The sequence below is a fragment of the Ponticoccus sp. (in: a-proteobacteria) genome (assembly GCF_048381735.1).
The window spans coordinates 489,783-511,995 of the sequence record NZ_JBLXGL010000003.1 but is presented as its reverse complement, the minus strand read 5'-3'; the positions used below and the strand labels follow the sequence as shown (position 1 = coordinate 511,995).

The following is a 22,213-nucleotide window of genomic DNA, read 5'->3' as shown; positions in this document are numbered from 1 at the left end:
ACCGAGCCCTGCGCCTGCAGCACCGCCCGGCTGACGATGTTCTCGGAGGCGATCAGCTCGATCTCGTCGCGCTGGCGGCCAAGCTCGCCGGTGATCGCGGCAAAGAGTTCGGGGTCACGGTCGGACAGGGCTTCGGTGAAGAAACCATCGTCACGGTGCGGTGCGTTCATGGGCCTGCTCCTGCGGATTCGAGATGCCCAGTGGGGTATAGGAAAGATCGGACGGCGCAAAGTCGTCAAAGCGACACTGTGCAATAATCCTGCGTCCTCTCTGGCCCTCGCGCAGCGGCTGTGCTTCCATCCGCGCAAAACGACCGGCACAGGAAACCCCCGCATGTCTCTTCGCATCGCCTTTTGCGCCTCGCCCGCGCCCATCGCGCAGGCGGCGCTGGAAGGGCTGACCCGGCGCTACGGCGACCACGCCGAGGACGGCGCCGATGTGATCGTGGCCCTGGGTGGCGACGGCTTCATGTTGCAGACGCTGCACCGGACCGAGGACAACCCGGCGCCGGTCTACGGCATGAACCGCGGCACCGTGGGCTTTTTGATGAACGAGTATTCCGAGCACGGCCTGCCCGAGCGGCTGCAATCGGCGGAAGAGGCGGTGATCAACCCGCTGGCGATGCGGGCGCTTTGCGTGGACGGGTCCGAGCACCGGGCGCTTGCGATCAACGAGGTCTCGCTGCTGCGCTCCGGGCCGCAGGCGGCACGGCTGAGGATCAGCGTCGACGGCAAGGTGCGCATGGCGGAGCTGGCCTGCGACGGCGCGCTGCTGGCGACGCCCGCCGGGTCGACGGCCTACAACTACTCGGCCCATGGACCGATCCTGCCGATCGGCGCGGATGCGCTGGCGCTGACGGCGGTGGCGGCCTTCCGGCCCCGGCGCTGGCGCGGGGCGATCCTGCCGAAGACCGCCGAGGTGACCTTTGAGGTGCTGCAGGGCGACAAGCGGCCGGTCATGGCCGAGGCCGATGGCAATTCCGTGCGCAATGTCGTGCAGGTCCATATCCGGTCGGAGCCGCGGGTGGCGCATCGGGTGCTCTTCGATCCCGGTCACGGGCTGGAAGAGCGTCTGATCCGCGAACAGTTCACGTAAGCCCCGCCGGGCGGCGCTGTTTCCTGCGGACAGGCGTCCCAATGTGGCGGATCGCAGACCGCCCTGTGCGAATTTGAGGGGTTGTCCGGGAGGCCCCGGCGGCCATCTTGCCCCGACAGGCCGGGTACGGGGCGCCGGGACAGGAAGGAGACGACATGAGCCACACACTCGCCCGCGGCTTCGACCGTGACACCGACATCATCCCGGGCGGGGCGGAGGGCCGGGTGCAGATCGTCTGGTACGTCGATTACGCCTGCCCCCACACGCGGCGGATGCGCGACATCATCCGCCGTTCGCCAGAGCGGTTCGGCGGGCAGAACGCCTCTGTCGCGCTGCGCTTCATCCTGCCCGACGACGACAACAGCGGCTCGGAACTGGCGGCGCGGGCCGTCTTTGCCGCCTGGCGGCAGGACCGGTTCTGGGACATGCACGAGGCGCTCTTCCGCGCGCCGCCGACCTATACGCCGATGCGGGTGATGCGGATCGCGCAGCGGCTGGGGCTGGACATGGCGCGGTTCCGCGCGGATCTGGACAGCGAGGCGGCGCGGGAGAAGCTCGCCGCCGATCAGGCGGCCCTTGGCGAGGCCCGCGGCCTGCACATGCCGATGATCTTCATCGACGGGCGGTATTACGAGGGCGGCTGGGACGAGCAATCTCTGATCGAGGCCATCGAGAAACCTCTGGGGGTGCGCATCGCGCTGGCCAGCGAGGATTTCTTCCACTGGGCGGCCTCTGCCGGGCTGGTGCTGATCCTCGCCACGCTGGCGGCGCTTCTCGTGGCCAACCTTGGCGGACATGACTGGTACGAAGGCTTCCGCGAGACCGCCTTCGGGTTGAGTTTCGGCGGCGCCGAGTTCTCGCTTTCGCTGGAGTACTGGATCAACGACGGGTTGATGGCCCTGTTCTTCCTGCTGGTGGGGATCGAGATCAAGCGCGAGATCGTCTTTGGCGAGCTGTCGGCGCGCGACCGGGCCATCCTGCCGGTGCTGGGCGCGCTGGGGGGCATGGTGGTGCCCGCGCTGGTCTACATGGCGTTCAACGCCGGCACCGACACGGCGCATGGCTGGGGGGTGCCCATGGCCACGGACATCGCCTTTACGCTGGGCATCATGGCGCTGCTGGGCGACCGGGTGCCGACCTCGCTGAAGGTCTTCGTCTCGGCGCTGGCCATTGCCGACGACCTTGGCGCGATCCTCGTGATCGCGATCTTCTACGGCGAAGGCTTCCACATGGAGGCCTTCGTGCTGGCCATGGCGGTCTTTGCGCTGATGCTGGGGCTGGCCGTGGGGCGGGTCTACAGCCGGATGCCCTACCTGCTGCTGGGCGTGGCGCTTTGGTACTACGTGCACGAGGCCGGGCTGCATGCGACCCTTGCGGGCGTGCTGACGGCGGCGGCGATCCCCTCGCGGCGTCCCGCCGATGCCAAGGCGGTGGCGGCGCAGGCGGCGGCCATCGTGGACGGAGAGCCCGACGCGACGCAGGTCGGGGACCGCGCCGTGCGGCGGTTGCAGAACGCCGTGAGCCGCCTGCGCGAACCGGGCTTTCACCTGCAGCAGGCGCTGGAAAGCTGGTCGAACTTCCTGATCCTGCCGCTGTTTGCCTTCTTCAACACCGGCATTCTTGTCATCGGCTCGTCGTTCTCGCCGCTGGCGCCGGAAAGCCTTGGGGTGATGCTGGGCCTGCTGATCGGCAAGCCGCTGGGGATCGTCGGCATCGTCTTCATCGCGACGAAACTGGGCATCGCGCGGCTGTCGTCGGAAATCTCGTGGATGCAGATGATCGGGGCGGGATTCCTCGCGGGCGTGGGTTTTACCATGTCGATCTTCATCTCTTCCGCCGCCTTTTCCGGGGCAGAGCTGGAAAGCGTGAAGCTGGCGGTGCTGCTGGCCTCGGCTGGCGCGGCGGTCACGGGATCGCTGCTGCTGGTGCTGGCGGGGCGCAGGGCGCAGTAGGGGGTAACCGACCGCGCAGGGACAAGGGCGGCGGGGACAATGCCCCGCCGCAGTCTGTTATCCGGCGTAGCCCAGCCCCTGAAGGGCCACGCGGATCTCGTCGAGGATCGCCGGGTCGTCGATGGTCGCAGGGGTCTTGAAGGCCTCGTTGTCGGCGATCTTGACCATGGTCGCGCGCAGGATCTTGCCAGAGCGGGTCTTGGGCAGGCGATCCACCACGCAGGCCAGCTTGAAGGCCGCGACCGGGCCGATCTGGTCGCGCACCAGCGTCACGCATTCCTTGACGATTTCCTCGTGCGGGCGGTTCACGCCGGACGACAGGCACAGGAAGCCCAGCGGCAACTGCCCCTTCAGCGGGTCCGTCACGCCGATCACCGCGCATTCGGCCACGTCGGGGTGGCTGGCCAGAACCTCTTCCATGCCGCCGGTCGACAGCCGGTGCCCCGCCACGTTGATGACGTCATCGGTGCGGGCCATGATGTAGACATAGCCGTCCTCGTCGATCATCCCCGCGTCGCCGGTCTCGTAATAGCCGGGGAAGTGGTCGAGGTAGGCCTTGCGAAAGCGCGGCTCGGCGTTCCAGAGCGTCGGCAGGGTGCCCGGGGGCAGGGGCAGCTTGACCGCGATGGCGCCCAACTCGCCGGTGGGCATCGGCTGCCCGGCCTCGTCGAGGATCTGGATGTCGTAGCCCGGCATTGGCTTGGCCGGAGAGCCGAGTTTCGTCGGCAGTTCCTCGATGCCCAGGGGGTTGCCCGCGATGCACCAGCCGGTTTCGGTCTGCCACCAGTGGTCGATGACCGGCACCTTCAGCTGCTCCTGCGCCCACTCGATGGTCGCCGGATCGGCGCGTTCGCCCGCCAGGTAGACGGCGCGCAGCCCGCTCAGGTCGTATTTCTTGACGAACTCGCCCTTGGGATCCTCGCGCTTGACCGCGCGGAAGGCGGTGGGCGCGGTGAAGAAGCTCTTGACCTTGTGCTCGGAAATCACCCGCCAGAAGGTGCCGGCGTCGGGGGTGCCCACCGGCTTGCCCTCGAAGATCACGGTGGTGTTGCCGTGGATCAGCGGCGCGTAGCAGATGTAGCTGTGGCCCACGACCCAGCCCACGTCCGAGGCGGCCCAGAAGACCTCTCCGGGCTCGACGTTGTAGAGGTTCTTCATCGTCCAGTTCAGCGCCACGAGGTGGCCGCCGGTGTGACGGACGACGCCCTTGGGCTGGCCGGTGGTGCCCGAGGTATAGAGGATATAGGCCGGGTGGTTGCCTTCGACCGGCACGCAGTCCGCGGGTTTCACGCCATACTGGAAGCCGTGCCAGTTCACGTCGCGGCCTTCGACAAGGGCGGCGACCTCCTGCTCGCGCTGGAAGATCACGCAGAATTCGGGCTTGTGGGTCGCCTGATCGATGGCGGCATCCAGCAGGGGCTTGTAGTGGACGACGCGCCCCGGCTCCATCCCGCAACTCGCGGCGATGATCGCCTTGGGCTGCGCGTCGTCGATCCTGACCGCCAGTTCATGCGCGGCAAAGCCGCCGAAGACGACCGAGTGAATGGCGCCCAGCCGTGCGCAGGCCAGCATGGCCTCCAGCGCCTCGGGGATCATCGGCATGTAGATGATGACGCGGTCGCCCTTTTCCACACCCTTGGCGCGCAGCGCACCGGCCAGCATGGCGACCCGGTTGCGCAATTCGACGTAGGAAATCTCGCGCTTGGTGTGGGTGATCGGGCTGTCGTAGATGATTGCCGTCTGCTCGCCCCGCCCGTTCTCGACATGGCGGTCGACAGCGTTCCAGCAGGTGTTGGTCTTGCCGTCGGCAAACCACTCGTAGAGGTGATCGCCCTTGTCGAACAAGGCCTTCGAGGGTTTCACTTTCCAGTCGATGTCCCCTGCGGCGGACATCCAGAACGCCTCCGGGTCCGTTTTCCAGCTGTCGTAAACCGCGTCGTATCCCATGGTGTCCTCCCGTCGATCCCTTGGCATGCAAGCCTCCTCTCACACTTGCGGAATGGCTTAGGCCGCGCCACGGTTTTCCGGCAAGACTGTTGGCGCTGGTCAGGACAGATTACCGCAGGAATTTGCGGATTCACGCGGTTCCGCGCCTGCAAATTTTTGCAAAGCCCCTGAATTTCGACATATCGGCGCAAAGTTATCCAGGGTTTGCAAAGTCTCGCGCGGGGTTTCGCGAAGTGCGTGGATTCGCAGGTCTCGCCTGTGGCCCGGGCCCTCTTGCGCTGGGGCGGCGGCGCATCGGGTGCGCAAGGTGCTGTCGGGGGCCGCAGGCCTTGGCACCGCCGCAACATGCCGAAGCCGTGAACGCCCCGGTGCTTGCACTCCGGGGGCTGCTGCGCTGAATTACGGGCAGGGAAACAGCCGGAAAGACGCACCGATGCGGAAATTGGGGATGCTGATCTGGGCCTTGCTCTTGGCGGGTACGGCCCAAGCGCAGGCGTCCTGGGTGGTGGAAAGCGACCCGGCGACCGGGCGCCACGCCGCCCGGGCCTGCACCGAGGGCGGCGATGCCTCCGTCTGCCTGGAACTGTCCTGCTCGACCGAGCAGCCGCTGTCCTGGGGCATGCGCACCGAGGGCATCGCGGATCTTGTCGTCGCGGAGTCGGTGGATGCCCTGATGGTGGTCGGCTCGTCGCTCGTCGGCACGCTGGAGTTCGAGTCGGTCGGGATGGAATCCTTCCGCGCCCCGCTGGAGGAAACCCATGTCGACGGGCTGGAACGGCTGAAGGCCGGGATACGCGCGGACATGCGCATGTGGTTCGGCCCCGAAGAGGCGCCGGAACTGTACCGGTTCGGCCTGTCGGGGTCGCGCAAGGCGATCAGCGAGGTCGAGGCCCTGTGTCCCTTGCCCGACTTCGCCGCCCGCGAGGTCGAGCGGCGGACACAGGTCGATCCGGGCAGCGTCGTGCTGGGTGAACTGGCAGAGGCCTGCCGGACGCTCGACGGCACGATCGCGGTGATGGAGGGCTTCCTGAGCGAGGTCGATCTTGACGGCAAGGGGGCCATGGATCTGGTGGTCGACCACAGCCTTGCGGAATGCTCGACCGCCACGAGCCTCGTGTGCAGCGACGCGGGATGCCAGAACTCGTTCTGGCTGGCGCAGGAGGACGGGCGTTACCGCCGGGTCTTCCTCGACACGATCCAGAGCTACCGCTCGGCAGAGCCGGGCGTCGTCGAGATCACCTTTCAGGGGGCCGCCTGCGGGCGCAGCGGCGGCAGCTGCACGCGCCACTACACGGTCGGACCCGATGCGCTGACCGAACGTTCCGCCGAGTGACGGGGCAAACCCGCCCGGAAGGGGGCGGGTCGCGTTTTGCCTTGCACCGCCTGCTTGCCATGACGACACACCGCCCGGCGCGGCCTGCGCGCCGGGGTCGGGCGCAGGCCGTGAAGGCGGCACAGCCGGGGACGCGGAGGCCGCCTAGCTGTAGTGGGCCACCGGGGTGCCCGCGATGGCCGCCATGTTCAGCAGCCCGCGCGCGGTGATCGAGGGCGACACGATATGTGCCCGGTTGCCCATGCCCATCAGGATCGGCCCGACCTCCAGCCCGTCGGCCTTGGTCTTCAGGATATTGCGGACGGCAGAGGCCGAATCCGCATGCCCGAAGATCAGCACGTTGGCGGCGCCTGCCATCCGGTTGCCCGGAAGCAGCCGGGCCCGCAGGTCGGGGTCCAGCGCCGCGTCCACGTTCATCTCGCCCTCGTAGCAGAAGTCGTGGCCCTCGTTGTCGAGGATCTCCATGGCTTCGCGCAGCCGCAGGCCGGTGCCTTCGGTCAGGTTGCCGAACTGCGACTTGGAACAGAAGGCGATGTTCGGTTCCAGCCCGAAGCGGCGGACGTGGCGCGCGGCGCCGATGGCGATATCCGCCAGCTCGCGCGGCGAGGGGTCCAGGTGCACGTGGCTGTCCGCGACAAACAGCGGCCCGCTTTCGAGGATCATCAGCGAGAGCGCGCCGACCGGATGCAGCTTGCGATCGCCCAGCACCTGCCGGACGTAGTTCAGATGCCAGAGGTATTCGCCGAAGGTGCCGCAGATCAGGCTGTCTGCCTCTTCGCGCTGCACCATGACCGCGCCGATGGCGGTGGAATTGGTGCGCATGATGGCGCGCGCGATGTCGGGTGTCACGCCGCGCCGGGCCATGATGGCGTGGTAGGTTTCCCAGTAGTCGCGGTAGCGCGGATCGTTCTCGGGATTGACGATGTTGAAGTCGCGCTCGGGGCGGATTTCCAGGCCCATGCGCTCGCAGCGGGTCTCGATCACCTCGGGGCGGCCGATCAGGATCGGGGTCTCCGTGGTCTCTTCCAGGATCGCCTGCGCGGCGCGCAGCACGCGCTCGTCCTCGCCCTCGGCAAAGACGATGCGGCGGCTGGCGGTCGCGGCGGCCTGGAAGACCGGGCGCATCAGCAGAGCGGACTTGTAGACCGAGGCGTCCAGCTTCTGCTTGTATGCGGCGATATCGGCAAGCGGGCGCACGGCGACGCCCGACTCCATCGCGGCCTTGGCCACGGCTGTCGAGACGACGCCGGACAGGCGCGGGTCGAAGGGTTTCGGGATCAGGTAGTCGGCGCCGAAGGTCAGCTGCTCGCCGCGATAGGCGGCGGCGGCCTCGGCGCTGGTGGTCGCGCGGGCCAGCGCCGCGATGCCCTCGACGCAGCCGATCTGCATGGCGTCGTTGATCTCTGTCGCGCCCACGTCCAGCGCGCCCCGGAAGATGAAGGGGAAGCAGAGCACGTTGTTGACCTGGTTGGGGAAATCCGAGCGCCCGGTGGCGATGATCGCGTCGGGGGCGGCCTGCCGGGCGAGGTCGGGCATGATCTCGGGCGTCGGGTTGGCCAGTGCGAAGATGATCGGGCGGCTTGCCATCTGCGCCACGTGTTCGGGCTTCAGCACGCCGGGACCCGAGAGGCCAAGGAAGAGGTCGGCGCCCTCGATCACCTCGGAGAGCGTGCGCTTGTCCGAGGCCTGCGCAAAGGCGGCCTTCTGCGGGTTCATGTCCTCGGCCCGGCCCTCGTAGACCAGCCCGTGAATGTCACACAGCCAGATGTTCTCGCGCTTCACGCCCAGCTTCACCAGCATGTTCAGGCAGGCGATCCCCGCCGCGCCGCCGCCGGTCGAGACGACCTTGATCTGGTCGAAGCGCTTGCCCGCGACATGCAGCGCATTGGTCGCGGCGGCGCCGACGACGATGGCGGTGCCGTGCTGGTCGTCGTGGAAGACCGGGATGTTCATCCGCTCGCGGCAGATCTTTTCGACGATGAAGCAGTCGGGCGCCTTGATGTCCTCGAGGTTGATGGCGCCGAAGGTCGGCTCCAGCGCGCAGACGATGTCGGCCAGCTTCTCGGGGTCGCTTTCGTTCACCTCGATGTCGAAGCAGTCGATATTGGCGAACTTCTTGAAGAGCACGGCCTTGCCCTCCATCACCGGCTTCGAGGCCAGCGCGCCGATATTGCCCAGTCCCAGCACGGCGGTGCCGTTCGAGACGACCGCCACAAGGTTGCCGCGCGCGGTATAGCGGGCGGCGGTGGTCTCGTCGGCCTTGATCTCGAGGCAGGCCTCGGCCACCCCCGGCGAATAGGCGCGGCTGAGATCCCGGCCATTGGCAAGCGGCTTGGTCGCGCGGACCTCCAGCTTACCGGGCCTTGGAAATTCGTGGTAAGCCAGCGCCGCCTGACGCAGGCTATCGTTGGACGTATCGGACATGCGCTGGGCCCTCCTCCGAGGCATGGTTTAACGGTAAACTAAATTGAGTCTGCCGTTCGGTCATGCGCTGCGCCTAGCAGGTTCGGGGCTGGCTTGTAAACGCGCGAACACGCTGCGGTGCAGCGGTCGCAGGCGGTTTGGCGCCCTTGCTGGCAAGGCTGTGGCGGCGGATGGCAGTGGCGCCGGGACAACCGGTCTTGCCGGGCTTTGCGCCGGGTCGTGTGGTGCAGGCTTGCAGGGTGTCCGGTGCGGGCGCGGCCCGGCGTGGCGTCCGGTCAGGGTCGGGAAGGCCCCGCGGCGCTTGGTCCGGTGGCTGTCTTCGGGTGGACCACGCAGAAGCCCGGGGTCGCAAGCCAATAACAAGCCAGCAAAAAGGCAGCGGTGCCGTTTCCGGCCACGCTGCCTGTGATGATTGTTTCCCGGTGTGCCGGGCGGCAGGGGGCGTCAGGCGATCACTCTGTCATCCCGCGCAGCGTATCGATCCGGCGGTCGGCCTGACGGCTGGTCAGCGCGTCGTCGTAATCCTCGCCGGTATCCTCGCACAGCTGCAGCAGCACGGCGGCCTGATAGTCGGTCATGGGGGCATGGGGATCGGCGGGTATCTCGGCGGCGCCGTCGACAAGGGAGGTCTGGGTCATGGTTATGGGGTCTCCACCGTTTATGACGGGGGAACGCCGGAACCGAACGCCGGGTTCCCCTTGCAATCGCCGCCTGCCGTCGGAACAATGCGCTTCTGTTACAGGAGGCCCCGATGTCCGATCCGTCGCTTGCCGATGCCGCCCGCGTCGTGCGCGAAAACGCCTATGCCCCCTATTCCCGCTTCAAGGTCGGCGCCGCGCTGCGCAGCCGCTCGGGCGCGGTCTACGCGGGCTGCAACGTCGAGAATGTCGCCTACCCGGAAGGCACCTGCGCCGAGGCTGGTGCCATCGCCGCCATGGTCGCGGCGGGCGAAACGGCGATTGCCGAGGTCTACGTGATCGCCGACAGCCTCGACCCGGTGCCGCCCTGCGGCGGGTGCCGGCAGAAGCTGAAGGAATTCGCCGGGGCCGAGGTGCCGGTGACCATGGCGACCACGGATGGTGCGACCCTGCGCCTGACCGTCGGCGACCTTCTGCCCGGCGCCTTCGACAGCGGACATATGGACCGCGCATGATGGATGCGCGCAGCGTCATCGCCAGCCTGCGCCGCGGAGAAGAGCCCTCTGCCGAGGCCCTGCGCTGGTTCGCGCGCGGTCTTGCCGATCACAGCGTCAGCGCGGCGCAGGCCGGGGCCTTTGCCATGGGGATCTGCCTGCGCGGGCTCAGCGAAGAGGGGCGCGTTGCCCTGACCCTGGCGATGCGCGATTCGGGCGAGGTGCTGGACTGGGATCTCGACGCTCCGGTGGTCGACAAGCATTCCACCGGCGGCGTTGGCGACTGCGTGTCGCTGGTTCTGGCCCCGGCGCTGGCGGCCTGCGGGGTCTACGTGCCGATGATCTCGGGGCGGGGGCTGGGGCACACCGGCGGGACGCTGGACAAGCTGGAGGCCATCGCCGGTTACGACGTCTCGCCCGACGAGGCGCGGTTCCGTCAGGTGGTGGCCGACGCGGGCTGTGCCATCGTCAGCGCCTCGGCCCATACGGCGCCTGCGGACAAGCGGCTGTACGCGGTGCGCGACGTGACGGGGACGGTCGAAAGCCTCGACCTGATCTGTGCCTCGATCCTGTCGAAAAAGCTGGCGGCGGGGCTTCAGGCGCTGGTGCTGGACGTCAAGGTCGGCTCCGGCGCCTTCATGAAGACGGCGGAAGAGGCGCGGGCGCTGGCGCGGGCTCTGGTGGACACGGCCAGCGCGGCGGGCTGCCCGACGACGGCGCTGATCACCGACATGAGCCAGCCGCTTGCGCCCGCACTGGGCAATGCGCTGGAGGTGGACGCGGTGGTGCAGGTGCTGACCGGCACGCCCGGCCCGCTGCTTGAGCTCAGCGTCGCGCTGGGGGCCGAGGTGCTGGCCTCTGTCGGCATCCCCGACGGAGAGGACCGCCTGCGCGCGGCGGTCTCCTCGGGCGCGGCGGCAGAGCGTTTCGGGCGGATGGTCTACGGCCTTGGCGGGCCGTTGCATTTCGTCGAGAACTGGCAGCGCTTCCTGCCCGAGGCGCCGGTGATCCAGGAGGTCGCGGCGCAGGCGGACGGCGTGGTCTCGGCCATCGACGGCGAGGCGCTGGGGCTGGCGGTTGTCGACCTTGGCGGCGGGCGCCGGGTCGAAAGCGACCGGGTGGACCCTGCGGTGGGTCTGGATCAGGTCGTGCGGCTGGGCGAGCGGGTCCGGAAAGGCCAGCCGCTGGCCCGCATCCACGCCGCACGCGAGGAGCAGGCCGAGGCGGCGGCCCGCGCGGTGCGCGCGGCGGTGACGCTGGGCGAGGCCCCGACCGAAAGACCGCTGGTGCTGGAGCGCGTGACATGACCCGGGCCTTTCTTGTCGTGATGGATTCCGTCGGCATTGGCGGGGCGCCCGATGCAGGGGCCTTCTTCAACGACGGGGTGCCGGACACCGGGGCCGACACGCTGGGCCATATCGCTGCGGCCTGCGCCGCGGGGCGCGCCGAAGAGGGGCGCAGCGGGCCTTTGCAGGTTCCGACGCTGGCCGCGCTGGGGCTGTTCCATGCCCATGCGCTGGCCACCGGTGCGGCCATGCCCGAAACGCCCGCCCGGGGCCGCTGGGGCGCGGCGACCGAGGTCTCGAAGGGCAAGGACACGCCCTCGGGCCATTGGGAACTGGCGGGCCTGCCGGTGCCGTGGGAGTGGACCTATTTCCCGGACCGGACGCCCGCCTTTCCGCCGGATCTCATCGCGAAGACCTGCCGGATTGCGGGCACGGAGGGCACGCTGGCCAATTGCCACGGCTCGGGCACCGTGATGCTGGAGCGCTTCGGGGCCGAGCATATCCGCACCGGCTGGCCCATCTGCTACACCTCTGCCGACAGCGTCTTCCAGATCGCCGCGCATGAAGAGCACTTCGGCCTCGACCGCCTCTTGCAGCTGTGTGAAACGCTGGCGCCGACGCTGCACGCCATGAAGGTCGGCCGCGTGATCGCCCGGCCCTTTGTCGGGCAGGAAGGCGCCTTCCAGCGCACCACCAACCGGCGCGATTATGCGATCAAGCCGCCCAAGCCGATCCTGACCAACTGGGCGCAGGATGCCGGTCGGCGGGTCTACGGTGTCGGCAAGATCGGGGACATCTTCTCGATGACCGGCATCGACACGGTCCGCAAGGGCGGTGACGCGACGCTGATGGGCCACCTGTCGGACCTGATCGACGAGGCCGAAGAGGGCAGCCTGACCTTCGCCAATTTTGTCGAGTTCGACAGCCTTTACGGTCACCGCCGCGATGTCTCGGGCTATGCCCGCGCGCTGGAATGGTTCGACGCCGCTCTGGCCCGCGTGCTGCCGAAGCTGCGCGACGGCGACCTGCTTCTGATCACCGCCGACCACGGTAACGACCCCACATGGACGGGCACCGACCACACGCGCGAGCGCGTGCCGGTGCTGCTGCATGGTGCGGGCAGCGGACCGCTGGGGCAGGTGGCTTTTGCCGACGTGGCCGCCAGCGTGGCGGTGCATCTCAACCTGCCCGCGCAGGGCCCCGGAGGTTCCTTCCTGTGAACGATTACGACTACGATCCCGACGCCCCCATCGACGAAGAGCACATGGCCCGCATCCTCGATCTGCCCAAGGTCGAGCTGCACCTGCATTTCGAAGGCGCCGCGCCGCCTGCCTTCATCCGGGGGCTGGCGCAGGAGAAGAAGACTGACCTGTCGAAGATCTTCCGCGCCGACGGCTCTTACGCGTACCGCGACTTCGTGCATTTCCTGTCCGTCTACGAGGCGGCGACCAGCGTGCTGAAAGGCCCCGAGGATTTCGCCCGGCTTTGCACAGCCCTGATGGAGGAAAGCGCCAATGACGGCGTCGTCTATTCCGAAACCTTCGTCAGCCCCGATTTCTGCGGCGGCGGCGATGTGGGCGCATGGAAGGAGTATCTGCACGCCATCCGCGAGGCGGCGGAGGCGGGCGAGAAGACCTTCGGCGTCACCCTGCGCGGCATCGTCACCTGCATCCGCCACTTCGGCCCCGACAAGGCCAAAGCCGCCGCGCGCTGCGCCGCCGAGACCGCCGGCGACTGGATCACCGGCTTCGGCATGGGCGGCGACGAGAACATGGGCGAGCAGGGCGATTTCGCCTACAGCTTCGACATGGCCGCCGAGGCCGGGTTGCGGCTGACCACCCATGCAGGCGAATGGCGCGGCCCGCGCGAGGTGGAGAACGCCGTGACCGACCTGCGCGGGATGGAGCGCATCGGCCACGGCGTCCGCGCCATCGAGGACCCGCGCCTCTGCGACATCCTCGCCGAGCGCGAGATCACGCTGGAGGTCTGCCCCGGCTCCAACGTCTTCCTCGGCGTCTACCCCTCGCTCGACAAGCACCCGATCCAGCAGCTGCGCGCGCGCGGCGTGAAGGTCACCGTGTCGACCGACGACCCGCCCTTCTTCCACACGACCCTGCGGAAGGAGTACGAAAGGCTTGCCAAGACATTCCGCTGGGGGGCAGACATCTTTCAGGACCTGAACCGCACCGCCCTCGACGCCGCCTTCTGCGACGCGGCCACGAAAGAGGCGATCAAGAAGAAACTGGAGCCCGCGCCATGACTGAACACCTGACCGTCGTCCGCCACCCGCTGGTGCAGCACAAGCTGACGATCATGCGCGAAAAGACCACCTCGACCGCGTCTTTCCGGATGCTCCTGCGCGAGATCAGCCTGCTCTTGGCCTACGAGGTCACCCGCGATCTGGAGATGGGGGTGAAGACCATCGAAACCCCGATCTGCCCGATGGAGGCGCCGACCATCGAGGGCAAGAAGCTGGCCCTGGTCTCGATCCTGCGGGCGGGCAACGGGCTGATGGACGGCATACTGGAGCTGATCCCGGCGGCGCGTGTCGGCTTTATCGGGCTGTACCGCGACGAGGAAACGCTGAAGCCCGTGCAGTATTACAACAAGCTGCCCGAAGCGATGGGGGAGCGGCTGACCATCGTCGTCGACCCGATGCTGGCGACCGGCAACTCCTCTGCCGCGGCCATCGATCTGGTGAAAGAGGCGGGGGCCACCAATATCCGATTCCTCTGCCTTCTCGCGACGCCCGAAGGGGTGGCGAAAATGCGCGAACGGCACCCGGATGTCCCCATCGTGACCGCCGCACTGGACGAGCGCCTTGATGAAAAGGGCTATATCGTGCCCGGTCTGGGCGATGCCGGAGACCGGATGTTCGGCACCAAATAGGGGATTTCCTGCAGGCGGGGCGCCAGATCGGGCATTCCCGCCTTGGGGATTAAATCCACGATGCGGGCGCGGCGCGGCGATTGTCAGCCCGGCTGAAACGCCGAGCCTGCAAGGCTTCTCAAGGCTTTACAAGACCGGCGTCATTCGGGCATGCTTTCGCAATATCTGTGGGGGCAGACATGAAATTGAGTTCTATGAAGTTGACCGCATTGGTTGTGTCGTTTTTCGCGCTGTCTGCCGGCGCTGCCACGGCACAGGGGATGGACGCCACCCCGGCAAACTTTCCGCCCGCAGGGTTCAAGGGCACGCAGTTCGCGGATGCCCGGGGCTGCGTTTTCGTTCGGGCCGGGTTCGACGGAAACGTGACATGGGTTCCGCGCGTCACCCGCCAGCGCAAACATATCTGCGGCCAGACACCGACCAGCTTCGGCGGCGCGACGCGGACGGCGGCGGCCCCGGCGCCGCAGGAACGGCCCGTGCAGATCACCGTGACGACGCCGCCCGCCGCCACCCCGGCGGCCCCGGCGCCCACGGCGGGCGCAACGGCCCCGGCCCGCGTGGCCGCCCCGGCACCCGCCCGCGCCGCGCCTGCCGCGGCGCCGGTGCGTGTCGCGCCCGCCCCGGCGCGCGTCGCGACGACAACGCGGGTGGTCCGCCAGCCCGCGCCGCAGCCCGCTCCCGCTCCGCAGCAGGTGGTGCGTGTCCCGGCCTCCAAGCCGGTCGCCGCAGAGCCGCCGCGCGTGGTGCGCCGCGTACCCGCCGCAACGGCGCAGCCCGGTTCGCTGAAGACCTACCGCGTCGGCACGACCGTGAAGGTCCCGGCTCAGATCGCCTGCCAGAATGGTCAGACCACGCGCGTCGTCGACGGGCGCAGGGTGGCGCTGCGCTGCGGGCCGCAGGCGACCCCGCATGTCACCACCATCCGGCGCGGCGAGGCTCCGGCCCCCGGCAAGACCGTGCATTACAATCGCGGCAGCTGGGACGACAGCAGCCTTCGCGACCTGCCGGGCGATACCCGCATCGTGCCGCGCCACGTCTATGAAAGCCGCGATGTGTCCGACAACGTCGTGCCCGCCGGGTATCGCCCCGCGTGGGAGGACGACCGCCTGAACCCCTACCGGGCCTACATGACGCTGGACGGCTACGACGCGACGCAGAAGCTGTGGACCCACACCGTGCCGCGCCGCCTGATCAAGCGGGTCGGCGGCTACGAGCATCGCGACCCGATCCTGGCCTACCGTGTGCAGGACAGCAGCTATCCCGCGACCTCGGGGCAATATGGTCACCGCTCCACGGTTTCGTACCATGTGCAGGGCGAGGCCTATCGCAGCCCGGTCATGTCCACGCGTGGCGCGGCGCCGGTGGCGACCGCCTCGGACCGCTGGGTCGAGATCGGCGCCTTCACCTCGGCCTCTGGCGCGCAGGAGGCCGCGGCCCGCCTGACCGCGGCAGGGCTGCCGGTGAAGATGGCAAGGCTGACGCAGGGCGGGCAGGTGATGCGCTCGGTCCGGGTCGGTCCCTTCGCATCGGGCGCCGCCCTGAACGATGCGCTGACTGCCGTCAGGCGCACCGGCTACACGCAGGCCTACCTGCGCTGACCGCCGTACAGGTTTCCAGGCAAGGGGCGACGGGGCGATCCGTCGCCCCTTTTGCTTGTGACAGGACACGTCAGGGGCGCGGTGCCTTCAGCGGTAACCAGGGATCGGGGCAGGGGCTCTTGGTCGCGTCAAAGCGGCGGTTTCGCAGGCCACCGTCGGTGCCATGGTTGCCCTGCGCGACACCCGCGGGCCGAGCCTTGTACCAGCGGGCCGCATCCGGCGATGGGCAGGTGTTTCGGGTGCCGTCGCCGCGCCGGGGGCCGGTCCCTTGGCCCCGCTATGCCCGCGCCCTTCGGACCTCAGGACCCGCAGATCCCCTGCAGGCGGACCCAGTCGGCATCGGTCAGCACAAGGCGGCTGCCCTGCGCCGCGCGGGGATCGGCCTCGATCAGGGTCAGGACGGACTCGCCGGTGATGTCACGCGCATAGGCATAGGGGCTGGACCGCAGCTCGGCCTCGGAGAAGGCGGCCAGCCAGGGCTCCATCGGCGGATCGACGGGGCGGCTGGTCAGCAGGTGCTCTGCATAGGCGTCAAGCGCCGCATCCGGTAGGTTGCCGGTGGTCAGCAGGCGCAGGCTGGCCCAGAGCCCGGCGTGGTCCAGCACATCCGCAAGCGGGTCGCTTTGCCGGGCCCGGAGGGCTTCCGTCAGGATGAACCCCGCCGCGACGTCCGGATCCTCGTGATCCTCCAGCACATTGCGGTGCAGCAGGATGATCCGCCCGGGCAGGTGGGCCGACCGGCGGGCCCCGGCGGGCACGATGACGACGCTGCCGGTATCCCCCAGGACACGCCGCGCGAGGCGGCGCAGGGGCTGGCGGGCATCCGAGGTCATGCAGGGCTGGCCGGTCACGCGGGCGATCTGGGTGAGCAGGCGCTCGCCGATCTCGGCGCGCTTGACCATGGGCACGACCTGCACGGTGTAGCGTTCCAGCGCGCCCGGCAGCCAGAAGACCGCAAGCCCCAGCAGGATTGCGAAAATCGTTCCGCTGAGCAGGAAGCGCAGCTTTCCGGGGTGCGGGCGCTTGCGGTCGATGGCGCGCAGCAGCTTGTCGATCCCGGCGATCATGTCGCGCTCGCCCTCGCCCAGCTCCAGCGTTTCGCCGGGGTCGCCATCGGGGTGATAGATCGCCGGAACGGCAGAGCCGTTGGCCCGGATCACCGCCCCCAGCGACCAATGCGCCAGCGGGCGGTTCTGGATGTCGGACATGGTCAGGGTGGCGTCGCCCAGAGAGACCACAACCTCGCGCCGTTGAACGTCGGGCGCGGGGCGCCAGAGGCCAGTGGCCTCCAGCCGGTCGAACTCTTTCAGTGCTGTCATCGTGCGGGGCTGCTCTGCCTCAGGTCTCGGGCGACGCTATCATGCTGCCGGGGGGCGGGCAATCTGGCACGCGCGCGGGCCGGGCGCGTTGTCCGGGGATGGCGCAGGTGAGCGCGCCGCGACAGCCTGCGGGGGCGGGACGCCGGGGGCGCATCGCGGGGATGGCGTCGGGCCGGGCAGGGTGCGGCAACGCGGCGTGGCCGGTCCGGCGGGGCGACCAAGGCTCTTGCAAGAGCCTTGAAAATTCCGTGCACGGAATTTGCCGCCCTACCGCGCCCGCAGGAACTTGCGGCTGATGAAGCCCTCGGTGCCCTCGGCGTCGCGCACCCTGTACCAGACGGCGTTGCGGGCGATGCAGCCACGGACCGCACCGGCATGGCCGGGATCCTCCGGGTCGGCGGCCATGCTGCGGCAGGCCGCCGCGCAGCTTTGCCGCTCGTCCTGCCGCCCGGCGACCACCGGGTTGCCGATCAGCGTCAGGGCTTCGCCCAGAGGCACCTCGCGCAGGATCTCGGCGCCAAAGCCGGTGCCGCCGCGCAGGTTGACGTATTCGCTGACCTCGCTGACCGCGACCTCGGGTCCGGCGATCCAGCAGGAATCCCCGGCGGCGGGCGCAAAGGGCCGGGCGTCCGAGGCCAGAAGGACCGGCTTCAGCGCCGCCACCGGGTCCGGGCCCGCCACCGGCAGATCGGTCAGGACGGTGTCCGGCGGGTGCATCATGTAGGGGTAGAGCGTCGCCAGCGCCTCGGTGAAGCCGCCGCTGCCGAAGGAGACCTCGCCGATGGCGCCGCCGGGCTGTGGCTCGGGGAACAGCGTGACCGTGCATGCATAGGCGCCCTCGCCGAGGAAGGCGGGCAGGGTGGTGACGCGGACGCCGCCGTCGGGCGTCTCGATCGCGGTGTCGATCAGGGACAGCGCGTCGCTGATCCCGGCGGCGACCGGCGTCCCGTAGCGCGCGCTCTGGGCATTGGCGCAGGCCTGTTCCACCAGCGCCTCGCGCGGGGCGTCCGGGGCGGCCGTGGGCGTCACGGGCATGCGCCAGCGCGCGGCATCGCCGACGGTGGCGATCCGGCGCATCTCTCCGGGGGGCGTGGCCAGCATCTCCAGCAGCAGGCTTTCCGCGAAGGTCATGCCGATGTCGTCGCGCAGCGCCAGCAGGTCGCGCAGGCTGCGCAGCGCCACCCCATAGGCGGCGTCGATCTCGGCGCGGGAATGGCTGCGGTCTTCGGTGACCAGCGCCGGCGCGTCAAAGCCCAGCCGCCCGCGCGGGTGCAGCTGCCGGTCGGTGAGGGGCAGGTCTTCTTCGCCCTGCCGCTGCCCGGCCATGAACATCAGCGCGCAGGCGCTGTCGCAGGTGGCGCCCGGCCCGACGGCGGTGCCCATGCCAAGGCCTGCCACCTGCCGCGCGATCTCCAGCGCCGCGCCATAGTCGCCGCCGGGACTGTCGAGGCAGAGCCTGCGGGTGCCGTAGACCTCGGCCTGCCAGCCCTGCTCGGCGGTAAAGGCGGCGAAGGCCTGCGCGCTCTCCGGGGTCAGCGGGCCCGAGAGGGTCGCGGTGCAGCCCATGGGCCCGGGCTCTTCGGACAGCGTCACGGCGGCGGTGACGGGGGCCGCGAGCGAGGCGGCGGCCAGCATCAGGGCAGGGAACAGGCGCATCACAGGGATTTCGCCTGCCCGCGCAGTTCGAACTTCTGGATCTTGCCGGTCGAGGTCTTGGGCAACTCCTGGAAGACCACCACCTTGGGGCACTTGAAGCCCGCCAGCCGCTCACGCGTGTAGGCGATCAGGTCCGCCTCGGACACGTCGTGCCCGTCCTTCAGCTCGACGAAGGCGCAGGGCACCTCTCCCCATTTCTCGTCGGGCTTGGCCACCACGGCACAAAGCAGCACCGCGTCATGCCCCATCAGGCAGCCTTCGACCTCGACAGACGAAATGTTCTCGCCGCCCGAGATGATGATGTCCTTGGCGCGGTCGGCGATCTGCACGTAGCTGTCGGGGTGCTGCACGGCGATGTCGCCGGAATGGAACCAGCCGCCCGCAAAGGCCTCTTGCGTGGCCTTGGGGTTCTTCAGGTAGCCCTTCATCACGCCGTTGCCGCGAAACATGATCTCGCCCTTGGTCTGCCCGTCCATGGGGATCGGCTGGCCCGCTTCGTCATGCACGGCGAGGCCTTCCATGAAGGGCATGGCGACCCCCTGACGGGCCTTGACGGCGGCGCGCTCGGCACCCTGCAACGGCTCCCACTGGGCCTGCCATGTGCATTCCGTGGCGGGGCCGTAGACCTCTGTCAGGCCGTAGACCTGCGTCACGTCGAAGCCCATGGGCTCGATCTTGGCCAGAGTCGCGGGGGCCGGGGGCGCGCCCGCGGTGAAGACGCTGACGCTGTGCGAGAAGGGGCGGCGCTGGTCCTCGGGCGCGTTCACCAGCATGTTCAGCACGATGGGAGCGCCGCCGAAATGGGTCGCGCCCTCGTCGGCGATGGCGTCGAAGATCGCCTTGGCGGTGATGTCGCGGCAGCAGACCACGGTGCCGCCGAGGGCGGGCATCATCCACGTGTGGCACCAGCCGTTGCAGTGGAACAGCGGCACGATGGTCAGGTACTTGGGATGCAGGGTCATGCGCCAGGACAGCACCTGCCCCATGGCGTTCAGATAGGCGCCGCGATGGTGGTAGACCACGCCCTTGGGCCGCCCCGTGGTCCCAGAGGTGTAGTTGAGCGCGATGCTCTCCCACTCGTCTTCGGGCAGCACCCAGCCGAAACCCGGATCGGCGCCCGCCAGAACGTCCTCGTATTGCGGATAATCCGAGTGCCGGTGCACGCCCGCGAAATCGTCGGGCACCTCGATTACCTGCGGGGACGTGCCCTCCATGCGGTCCATGGCCTCGGCCAGAACGGCCACGAACTGCGAGTCGCAGAGCACCACCTTCGCCTCGCCGTGGTCGAGGATATAGGCCACCGTATCGGGGTCGAGCCGGGTGTTGATGGCGTTCAGCACCGCGCCGCAGGCGGGCACACCGAAATGCGCCTCTGCCTGCGCGGGGATATTCGGCAGGATCGTGGCCACCACGTCGCCGGGCTGCACCCCCATCGCCGCCAGAGCCGAGGCAAGACGGGTGACGCGCTCGATATACTGCGCATAGGTCTTGCGGTGCGGGCCGTAGACCACCGCGGGGTGATCCGGCCAGACCTGCGCCGCGCGGGTCAGGAAGGACAGCGGTGTCAGCGGTACGTGGTTGGCGGCTGTCTTCTCCAGCCCGGTTTCGTCCTTCAGCCAACCCATCGCATACCCTCCTGCCTTGTGGTCGGCGCGATAATGGACAAGCTTGGGCGGGGTGAAAAGGGGCGTCGGAGGCGCGCATGATCATCTCGCCCGGGCGCGGCTATGTCTTTGTTCACATTCCCAAGACCGGCGGCACCTCGATGGCCGCCGCGCTGGAGGCGCGGGCGCATCGCGACGACATCCCGATCGGCGATACGGAAAAGGCGGTCCAGCGCCGGGGGCGGGTGGCGAAGCTGCGCGGGCAGGCAGCGGGGCGGCTGTGGAAGCACTCGACGCTGGCGGATATCGACGGGGTCGTGACGGCGGCGGACCTGGACCGGATGCTGTGCTTTTGCCTCGTGCGGAACCCCTGGGACCGGGTTGTCAGCTATTACCACTGGCTGCGCGGGCAGAGTTTCGACCACGCGGCGGTGCGGATCGCCAAGGCGGTGGATTTCGCGGCGTTCCTGCGCCACGCCCACACGCAAGAGAGCCTGCGCGCATGGCCCTACGGGCGTTACATGCGCGATGCTTCGGGGCGGGAAAGGGGGCTGTTCCTGCGGCTGGAACACCTTACCGAGGACTGGGCCCCGCTGGTGGACCATCTGGGCTTCACGCCCGGGATCGGACACCGGAACCGCTCTGACCGGGCGGCGGGTTGGCGCGGCTACTACGACGATGCGACGCGGGCCATCGTGGCGGATCTCTGCGCCGAGGATATCGCACGCTTCGGCTATCGCTTCTGACGGCTGGGGCCGGAACGATAATCGCCCCGCCTGAGTGAGGCGGGGCGGAAGAGGCGCAGGATCCCGGTTTAGGGAATGAATGGCGACCCCGCGCCCCTACCTCGTGCGGGCTTACATGTCCGAAGAGACAGCGAAGCCCGAGAAGCCGCCCATGCCGAGATCGCTCAGCATCGTCGCGGCGCCGGTTTCGAGGTCGATCATGTAGAGGCCCGCGCTCTCGGCGCCTTCCATCTGCAGGATCGCATAGGCCTGGTTCTCGTCTTCGGCGGGCGACAGGATGTCGAAGCCGCCCATGCCGGAGAGGTCGACCTCTTCGCCCTCGACCGTGACCTTGCCGATGGTTTCCAGCGTGCCCGCGTTGTTGGCGAGGCTCACCAGCGAGTCGGTGCCCGCGTCCAGCGCGTATTGGAAGGTGCTGCCCGCGACCGCGCCGTTGATGGCGTTGGTATAGGCATTGGCGAAGATCATCGGCGTCGCACCGGCGTTGGCGTCACCCTCGGCATAGGCGAGGTCGGTGAAGCGCATGACCTTGCCGGCCTTCTCGTCGCCGTCGCCGAAGCCCTCGGGGAAGTAGACGAGGTTGTCCCCGGTCGAGGACACGGCGCGCACGGCGTCGATGGCATTGTTGAAGTCGAAGGCGACCATGGCGTCGGCGCCGATCGTGGCATCCTCGGCGAAGGCCGCGCCAAGGTCGGTCATCTCGCCCGACATCGGGTCGAGGGTGTAGATCATGCCGTCGGCGAAGCCCAGAAGCGCGCCGGTCACCGGGCGGAAGGCGATGGCGTCGAGGGCGGAGTCCAGCGGGTAGGTCTGTGCCTCGCCGGGGGCCGCGATGTCGGCCATCACCACCAGCGTGGCGCCGTCATCGGCCAGAGCGTAGCCCATGTTCCCGGCATGGCCCATCGCCAGAAGCGGCGAAGCGGACAGGGTTGCAAGGGCGGTGGCGGTCAGGAAACGCTTGGTCATTGTAAGCCTCTCTGTCGGTTGCGGGGGCGTCGCGCCCCTCGATGCAACGGAAGACACGAAGAGGCCGCGAAAACGGTTTCACCGCGTGGTGCAAAAGTTTTGCCTGACCTTGCGGCATGGTGGTCTGCGGTGCCCCCGGGCGCCCGGCACCCGCAGGCCCGGTGCCCCCGTCGCGCCGTCGAGGGGGCTCTGTCACGGTATGCGGCAGGGCCTGGGCCTGCCTCGCAGGCCAGTCTCTGCGCCGTCCTGACGCGCCCGCCCCGGCC

General features: G+C 68.8%; 17 protein-coding genes and 1 pseudogene. 10 read left to right on the top strand and 8 right to left on the bottom strand.

The window, feature by feature from the left end; all coding sequences use genetic code 11:
- A pseudogene (gene glyA, locus ACN5KJ_RS09530) lies at positions 1–170 on the bottom strand (serine hydroxymethyltransferase); the annotation flags it as partial.
- A gap of 163 nt (positions 171–333) precedes the next feature.
- Here glyA and ACN5KJ_RS09525 point away from each other — a divergent pair.
- A complete protein-coding gene (locus ACN5KJ_RS09525; RefSeq protein WP_418593555.1) occupies positions 334–1,095 on the top strand; it encodes an NAD kinase in 762 nt (253 codons plus the stop codon).
- A gap of 155 nt (positions 1,096–1,250) precedes the next feature.
- The gene (gene nhaA / locus ACN5KJ_RS09520) at positions 1,251–3,047 is read left to right on the top strand and encodes a Na+/H+ antiporter NhaA (RefSeq protein WP_418593553.1); all 1,797 of its coding nucleotides are present in this window, start codon (positions 1,251–1,253) and stop codon (positions 3,045–3,047) included.
- Between the two features lie 57 nt (positions 3,048–3,104).
- Here the strand turns inward: nhaA and prpE are convergent, their stop codons facing one another.
- Positions 3,105–4,994, bottom strand: a complete 1,890-nt coding sequence (gene prpE, locus ACN5KJ_RS09515) for a propionate-CoA ligase PrpE (protein ID WP_418593583.1) — start codon at positions 4,992–4,994, stop codon at positions 3,105–3,107.
- 433 nt (positions 4,995–5,427) lie between these two features.
- On the opposite strand from prpE, the gene ACN5KJ_RS09510 reads away from it, so the two are divergent.
- Positions 5,428–6,327, top strand: a complete 900-nt coding sequence (locus tag ACN5KJ_RS09510) for a hypothetical protein (protein ID WP_418593551.1) — start codon at positions 5,428–5,430, stop codon at positions 6,325–6,327.
- Positions 6,328–6,471: 144 nt separating this feature from the next.
- On the opposite strand, the gene ACN5KJ_RS09505 is transcribed toward ACN5KJ_RS09510, so the two are convergent.
- Together ACN5KJ_RS09505 and ACN5KJ_RS09500 are read right to left on the bottom strand one after the other, a co-directional pair.
- Entirely contained in the window at positions 6,472–8,751 is a 2,280-nt protein-coding gene (locus tag ACN5KJ_RS09505) for an NADP-dependent malic enzyme (protein ID WP_418593550.1), read from the bottom strand.
- 452 nt (positions 8,752–9,203) lie between these two features.
- Entirely contained in the window at positions 9,204–9,389 is a 186-nt protein-coding gene (locus ACN5KJ_RS09500) for a DUF3072 domain-containing protein (RefSeq protein ID WP_418593548.1), read from the bottom strand.
- Positions 9,390–9,502: 113 nt separating this feature from the next.
- On the opposite strand from ACN5KJ_RS09500, the gene ACN5KJ_RS09495 reads away from it, so the two are divergent.
- From ACN5KJ_RS09495 to ACN5KJ_RS09470, 6 genes are all read left to right on the top strand, one after another.
- A complete protein-coding gene (locus tag ACN5KJ_RS09495) occupies positions 9,503–9,904 on the top strand; it encodes a cytidine deaminase (RefSeq protein ID WP_418593546.1) in 402 nt (133 codons plus the stop codon).
- Positions 9,904–11,190: a thymidine phosphorylase gene (locus ACN5KJ_RS09490; RefSeq protein ID WP_418593581.1), complete on the top strand. Its 1,287-nt coding sequence runs from the start codon at positions 9,904–9,906 to the stop codon at positions 11,188–11,190. Before ACN5KJ_RS09495 ends, ACN5KJ_RS09490 begins: the two co-directional genes overlap by 1 nt.
- Positions 11,187–12,389, top strand: a complete 1,203-nt coding sequence (locus ACN5KJ_RS09485) for a phosphopentomutase (protein ID WP_418593544.1) — start codon at positions 11,187–11,189, stop codon at positions 12,387–12,389. Before ACN5KJ_RS09490 ends, ACN5KJ_RS09485 begins: the two co-directional genes overlap by 4 nt.
- A gap of 44 nt (positions 12,390–12,433) precedes the next feature.
- Positions 12,434–13,429: an adenosine deaminase gene (locus tag ACN5KJ_RS09480; protein ID WP_418593579.1), complete on the top strand. Its 996-nt coding sequence runs from the start codon at positions 12,434–12,436 to the stop codon at positions 13,427–13,429.
- Complete coding sequence (upp, locus tag ACN5KJ_RS09475) at positions 13,426–14,058, top strand: uracil phosphoribosyltransferase (RefSeq protein WP_347165919.1); 633 nt, start codon at positions 13,426–13,428, stop codon at positions 14,056–14,058. Before ACN5KJ_RS09480 ends, upp begins: the two co-directional genes overlap by 4 nt.
- Before the next feature lie 179 nt (positions 14,059–14,237).
- Positions 14,238–15,656, top strand: coding sequence for an SPOR domain-containing protein (locus ACN5KJ_RS09470; RefSeq protein WP_418593541.1), 1,419 nt, complete (start codon positions 14,238–14,240; stop codon positions 15,654–15,656).
- A 299-nt stretch (positions 15,657–15,955) separates the two neighbouring features.
- Here ACN5KJ_RS09470 and ACN5KJ_RS09465 read toward each other — a convergent pair whose 3' ends face one another.
- The 3 genes from ACN5KJ_RS09465 to ACN5KJ_RS09455 all read right to left on the bottom strand — a co-directional run bounded on the left by ACN5KJ_RS09465 (position 15,956) and on the right by ACN5KJ_RS09455 (position 20,256).
- Entirely contained in the window at positions 15,956–16,975 is a 1,020-nt protein-coding gene (locus ACN5KJ_RS09465; protein ID WP_418593540.1) for a hypothetical protein, read from the bottom strand.
- A 267-nt stretch (positions 16,976–17,242) separates the two neighbouring features.
- A complete protein-coding gene (locus ACN5KJ_RS09460) occupies positions 17,243–18,631 on the bottom strand; it encodes a hypothetical protein (RefSeq protein WP_418593538.1) in 1,389 nt (462 codons plus the stop codon).
- Positions 18,631–20,256: an AMP-binding protein gene (locus tag ACN5KJ_RS09455; protein WP_418593537.1), complete on the bottom strand. Its 1,626-nt coding sequence runs from the start codon at positions 20,254–20,256 to the stop codon at positions 18,631–18,633. The genes ACN5KJ_RS09460 and ACN5KJ_RS09455 overlap by 1 nt, the downstream gene beginning before the upstream one ends.
- A gap of 77 nt (positions 20,257–20,333) precedes the next feature.
- Between ACN5KJ_RS09455 and ACN5KJ_RS09450 the strand changes: the two genes are divergently transcribed.
- Positions 20,334–20,981, top strand: coding sequence for a sulfotransferase family 2 domain-containing protein (locus ACN5KJ_RS09450; RefSeq protein WP_418593535.1), 648 nt, complete (start codon positions 20,334–20,336; stop codon positions 20,979–20,981).
- A 111-nt stretch (positions 20,982–21,092) separates the two neighbouring features.
- Here the strand turns inward: ACN5KJ_RS09450 and ACN5KJ_RS09445 are convergent, their stop codons facing one another.
- Positions 21,093–21,947, bottom strand: coding sequence for a DUF4394 domain-containing protein (locus tag ACN5KJ_RS09445; RefSeq protein WP_418593534.1), 855 nt, complete (start codon positions 21,945–21,947; stop codon positions 21,093–21,095).
- Positions 21,948–22,213 lie beyond the last annotated feature (266 nt).

Coding starts and splice junctions, on each gene's coding strand:
- ACN5KJ_RS09525 (WP_418593555.1), top strand. CDS start 334: ATGTCTCTTCGCATCGCCTTTTGCGCCTCGCCCGCGCCCATCGCGCAG.
- nhaA (WP_418593553.1), top strand. CDS start 1,251: ATGAGCCACACACTCGCCCGCGGCTTCGACCGTGACACCGACATCATC.
- prpE (WP_418593583.1), bottom strand. CDS start 4,994: ATGGGATACGACGCGGTTTACGACAGCTGGAAAACGGACCCGGAGGCG.
- ACN5KJ_RS09510 (WP_418593551.1), top strand. CDS start 5,428: ATGCGGAAATTGGGGATGCTGATCTGGGCCTTGCTCTTGGCGGGTACG.
- ACN5KJ_RS09505 (WP_418593550.1), bottom strand. CDS start 8,751: ATGTCCGATACGTCCAACGATAGCCTGCGTCAGGCGGCGCTGGCTTAC.
- ACN5KJ_RS09500 (WP_418593548.1), bottom strand. CDS start 9,389: ATGACCCAGACCTCCCTTGTCGACGGCGCCGCCGAGATACCCGCCGAT.
- ACN5KJ_RS09495 (WP_418593546.1), top strand. CDS start 9,503: ATGTCCGATCCGTCGCTTGCCGATGCCGCCCGCGTCGTGCGCGAAAAC.
- ACN5KJ_RS09490 (WP_418593581.1), top strand. CDS start 9,904: ATGGATGCGCGCAGCGTCATCGCCAGCCTGCGCCGCGGAGAAGAGCCC.
- ACN5KJ_RS09485 (WP_418593544.1), top strand. CDS start 11,187: ATGACCCGGGCCTTTCTTGTCGTGATGGATTCCGTCGGCATTGGCGGG.
- ACN5KJ_RS09480 (WP_418593579.1), top strand. CDS start 12,434: ATGGCCCGCATCCTCGATCTGCCCAAGGTCGAGCTGCACCTGCATTTC.
- upp (WP_347165919.1), top strand. CDS start 13,426: ATGACTGAACACCTGACCGTCGTCCGCCACCCGCTGGTGCAGCACAAG.
- ACN5KJ_RS09470 (WP_418593541.1), top strand. CDS start 14,238: ATGAAATTGAGTTCTATGAAGTTGACCGCATTGGTTGTGTCGTTTTTC.
- ACN5KJ_RS09465 (WP_418593540.1), bottom strand. CDS start 16,975: ATGACAGCACTGAAAGAGTTCGACCGGCTGGAGGCCACTGGCCTCTGG.
- ACN5KJ_RS09460 (WP_418593538.1), bottom strand. CDS start 18,631: ATGCGCCTGTTCCCTGCCCTGATGCTGGCCGCCGCCTCGCTCGCGGCC.
- ACN5KJ_RS09455 (WP_418593537.1), bottom strand. CDS start 20,256: ATGGGTTGGCTGAAGGACGAAACCGGGCTGGAGAAGACAGCCGCCAAC.
- ACN5KJ_RS09450 (WP_418593535.1), top strand. CDS start 20,334: ATGATCATCTCGCCCGGGCGCGGCTATGTCTTTGTTCACATTCCCAAG.
- ACN5KJ_RS09445 (WP_418593534.1), bottom strand. CDS start 21,947: ATGACCAAGCGTTTCCTGACCGCCACCGCCCTTGCAACCCTGTCCGCT.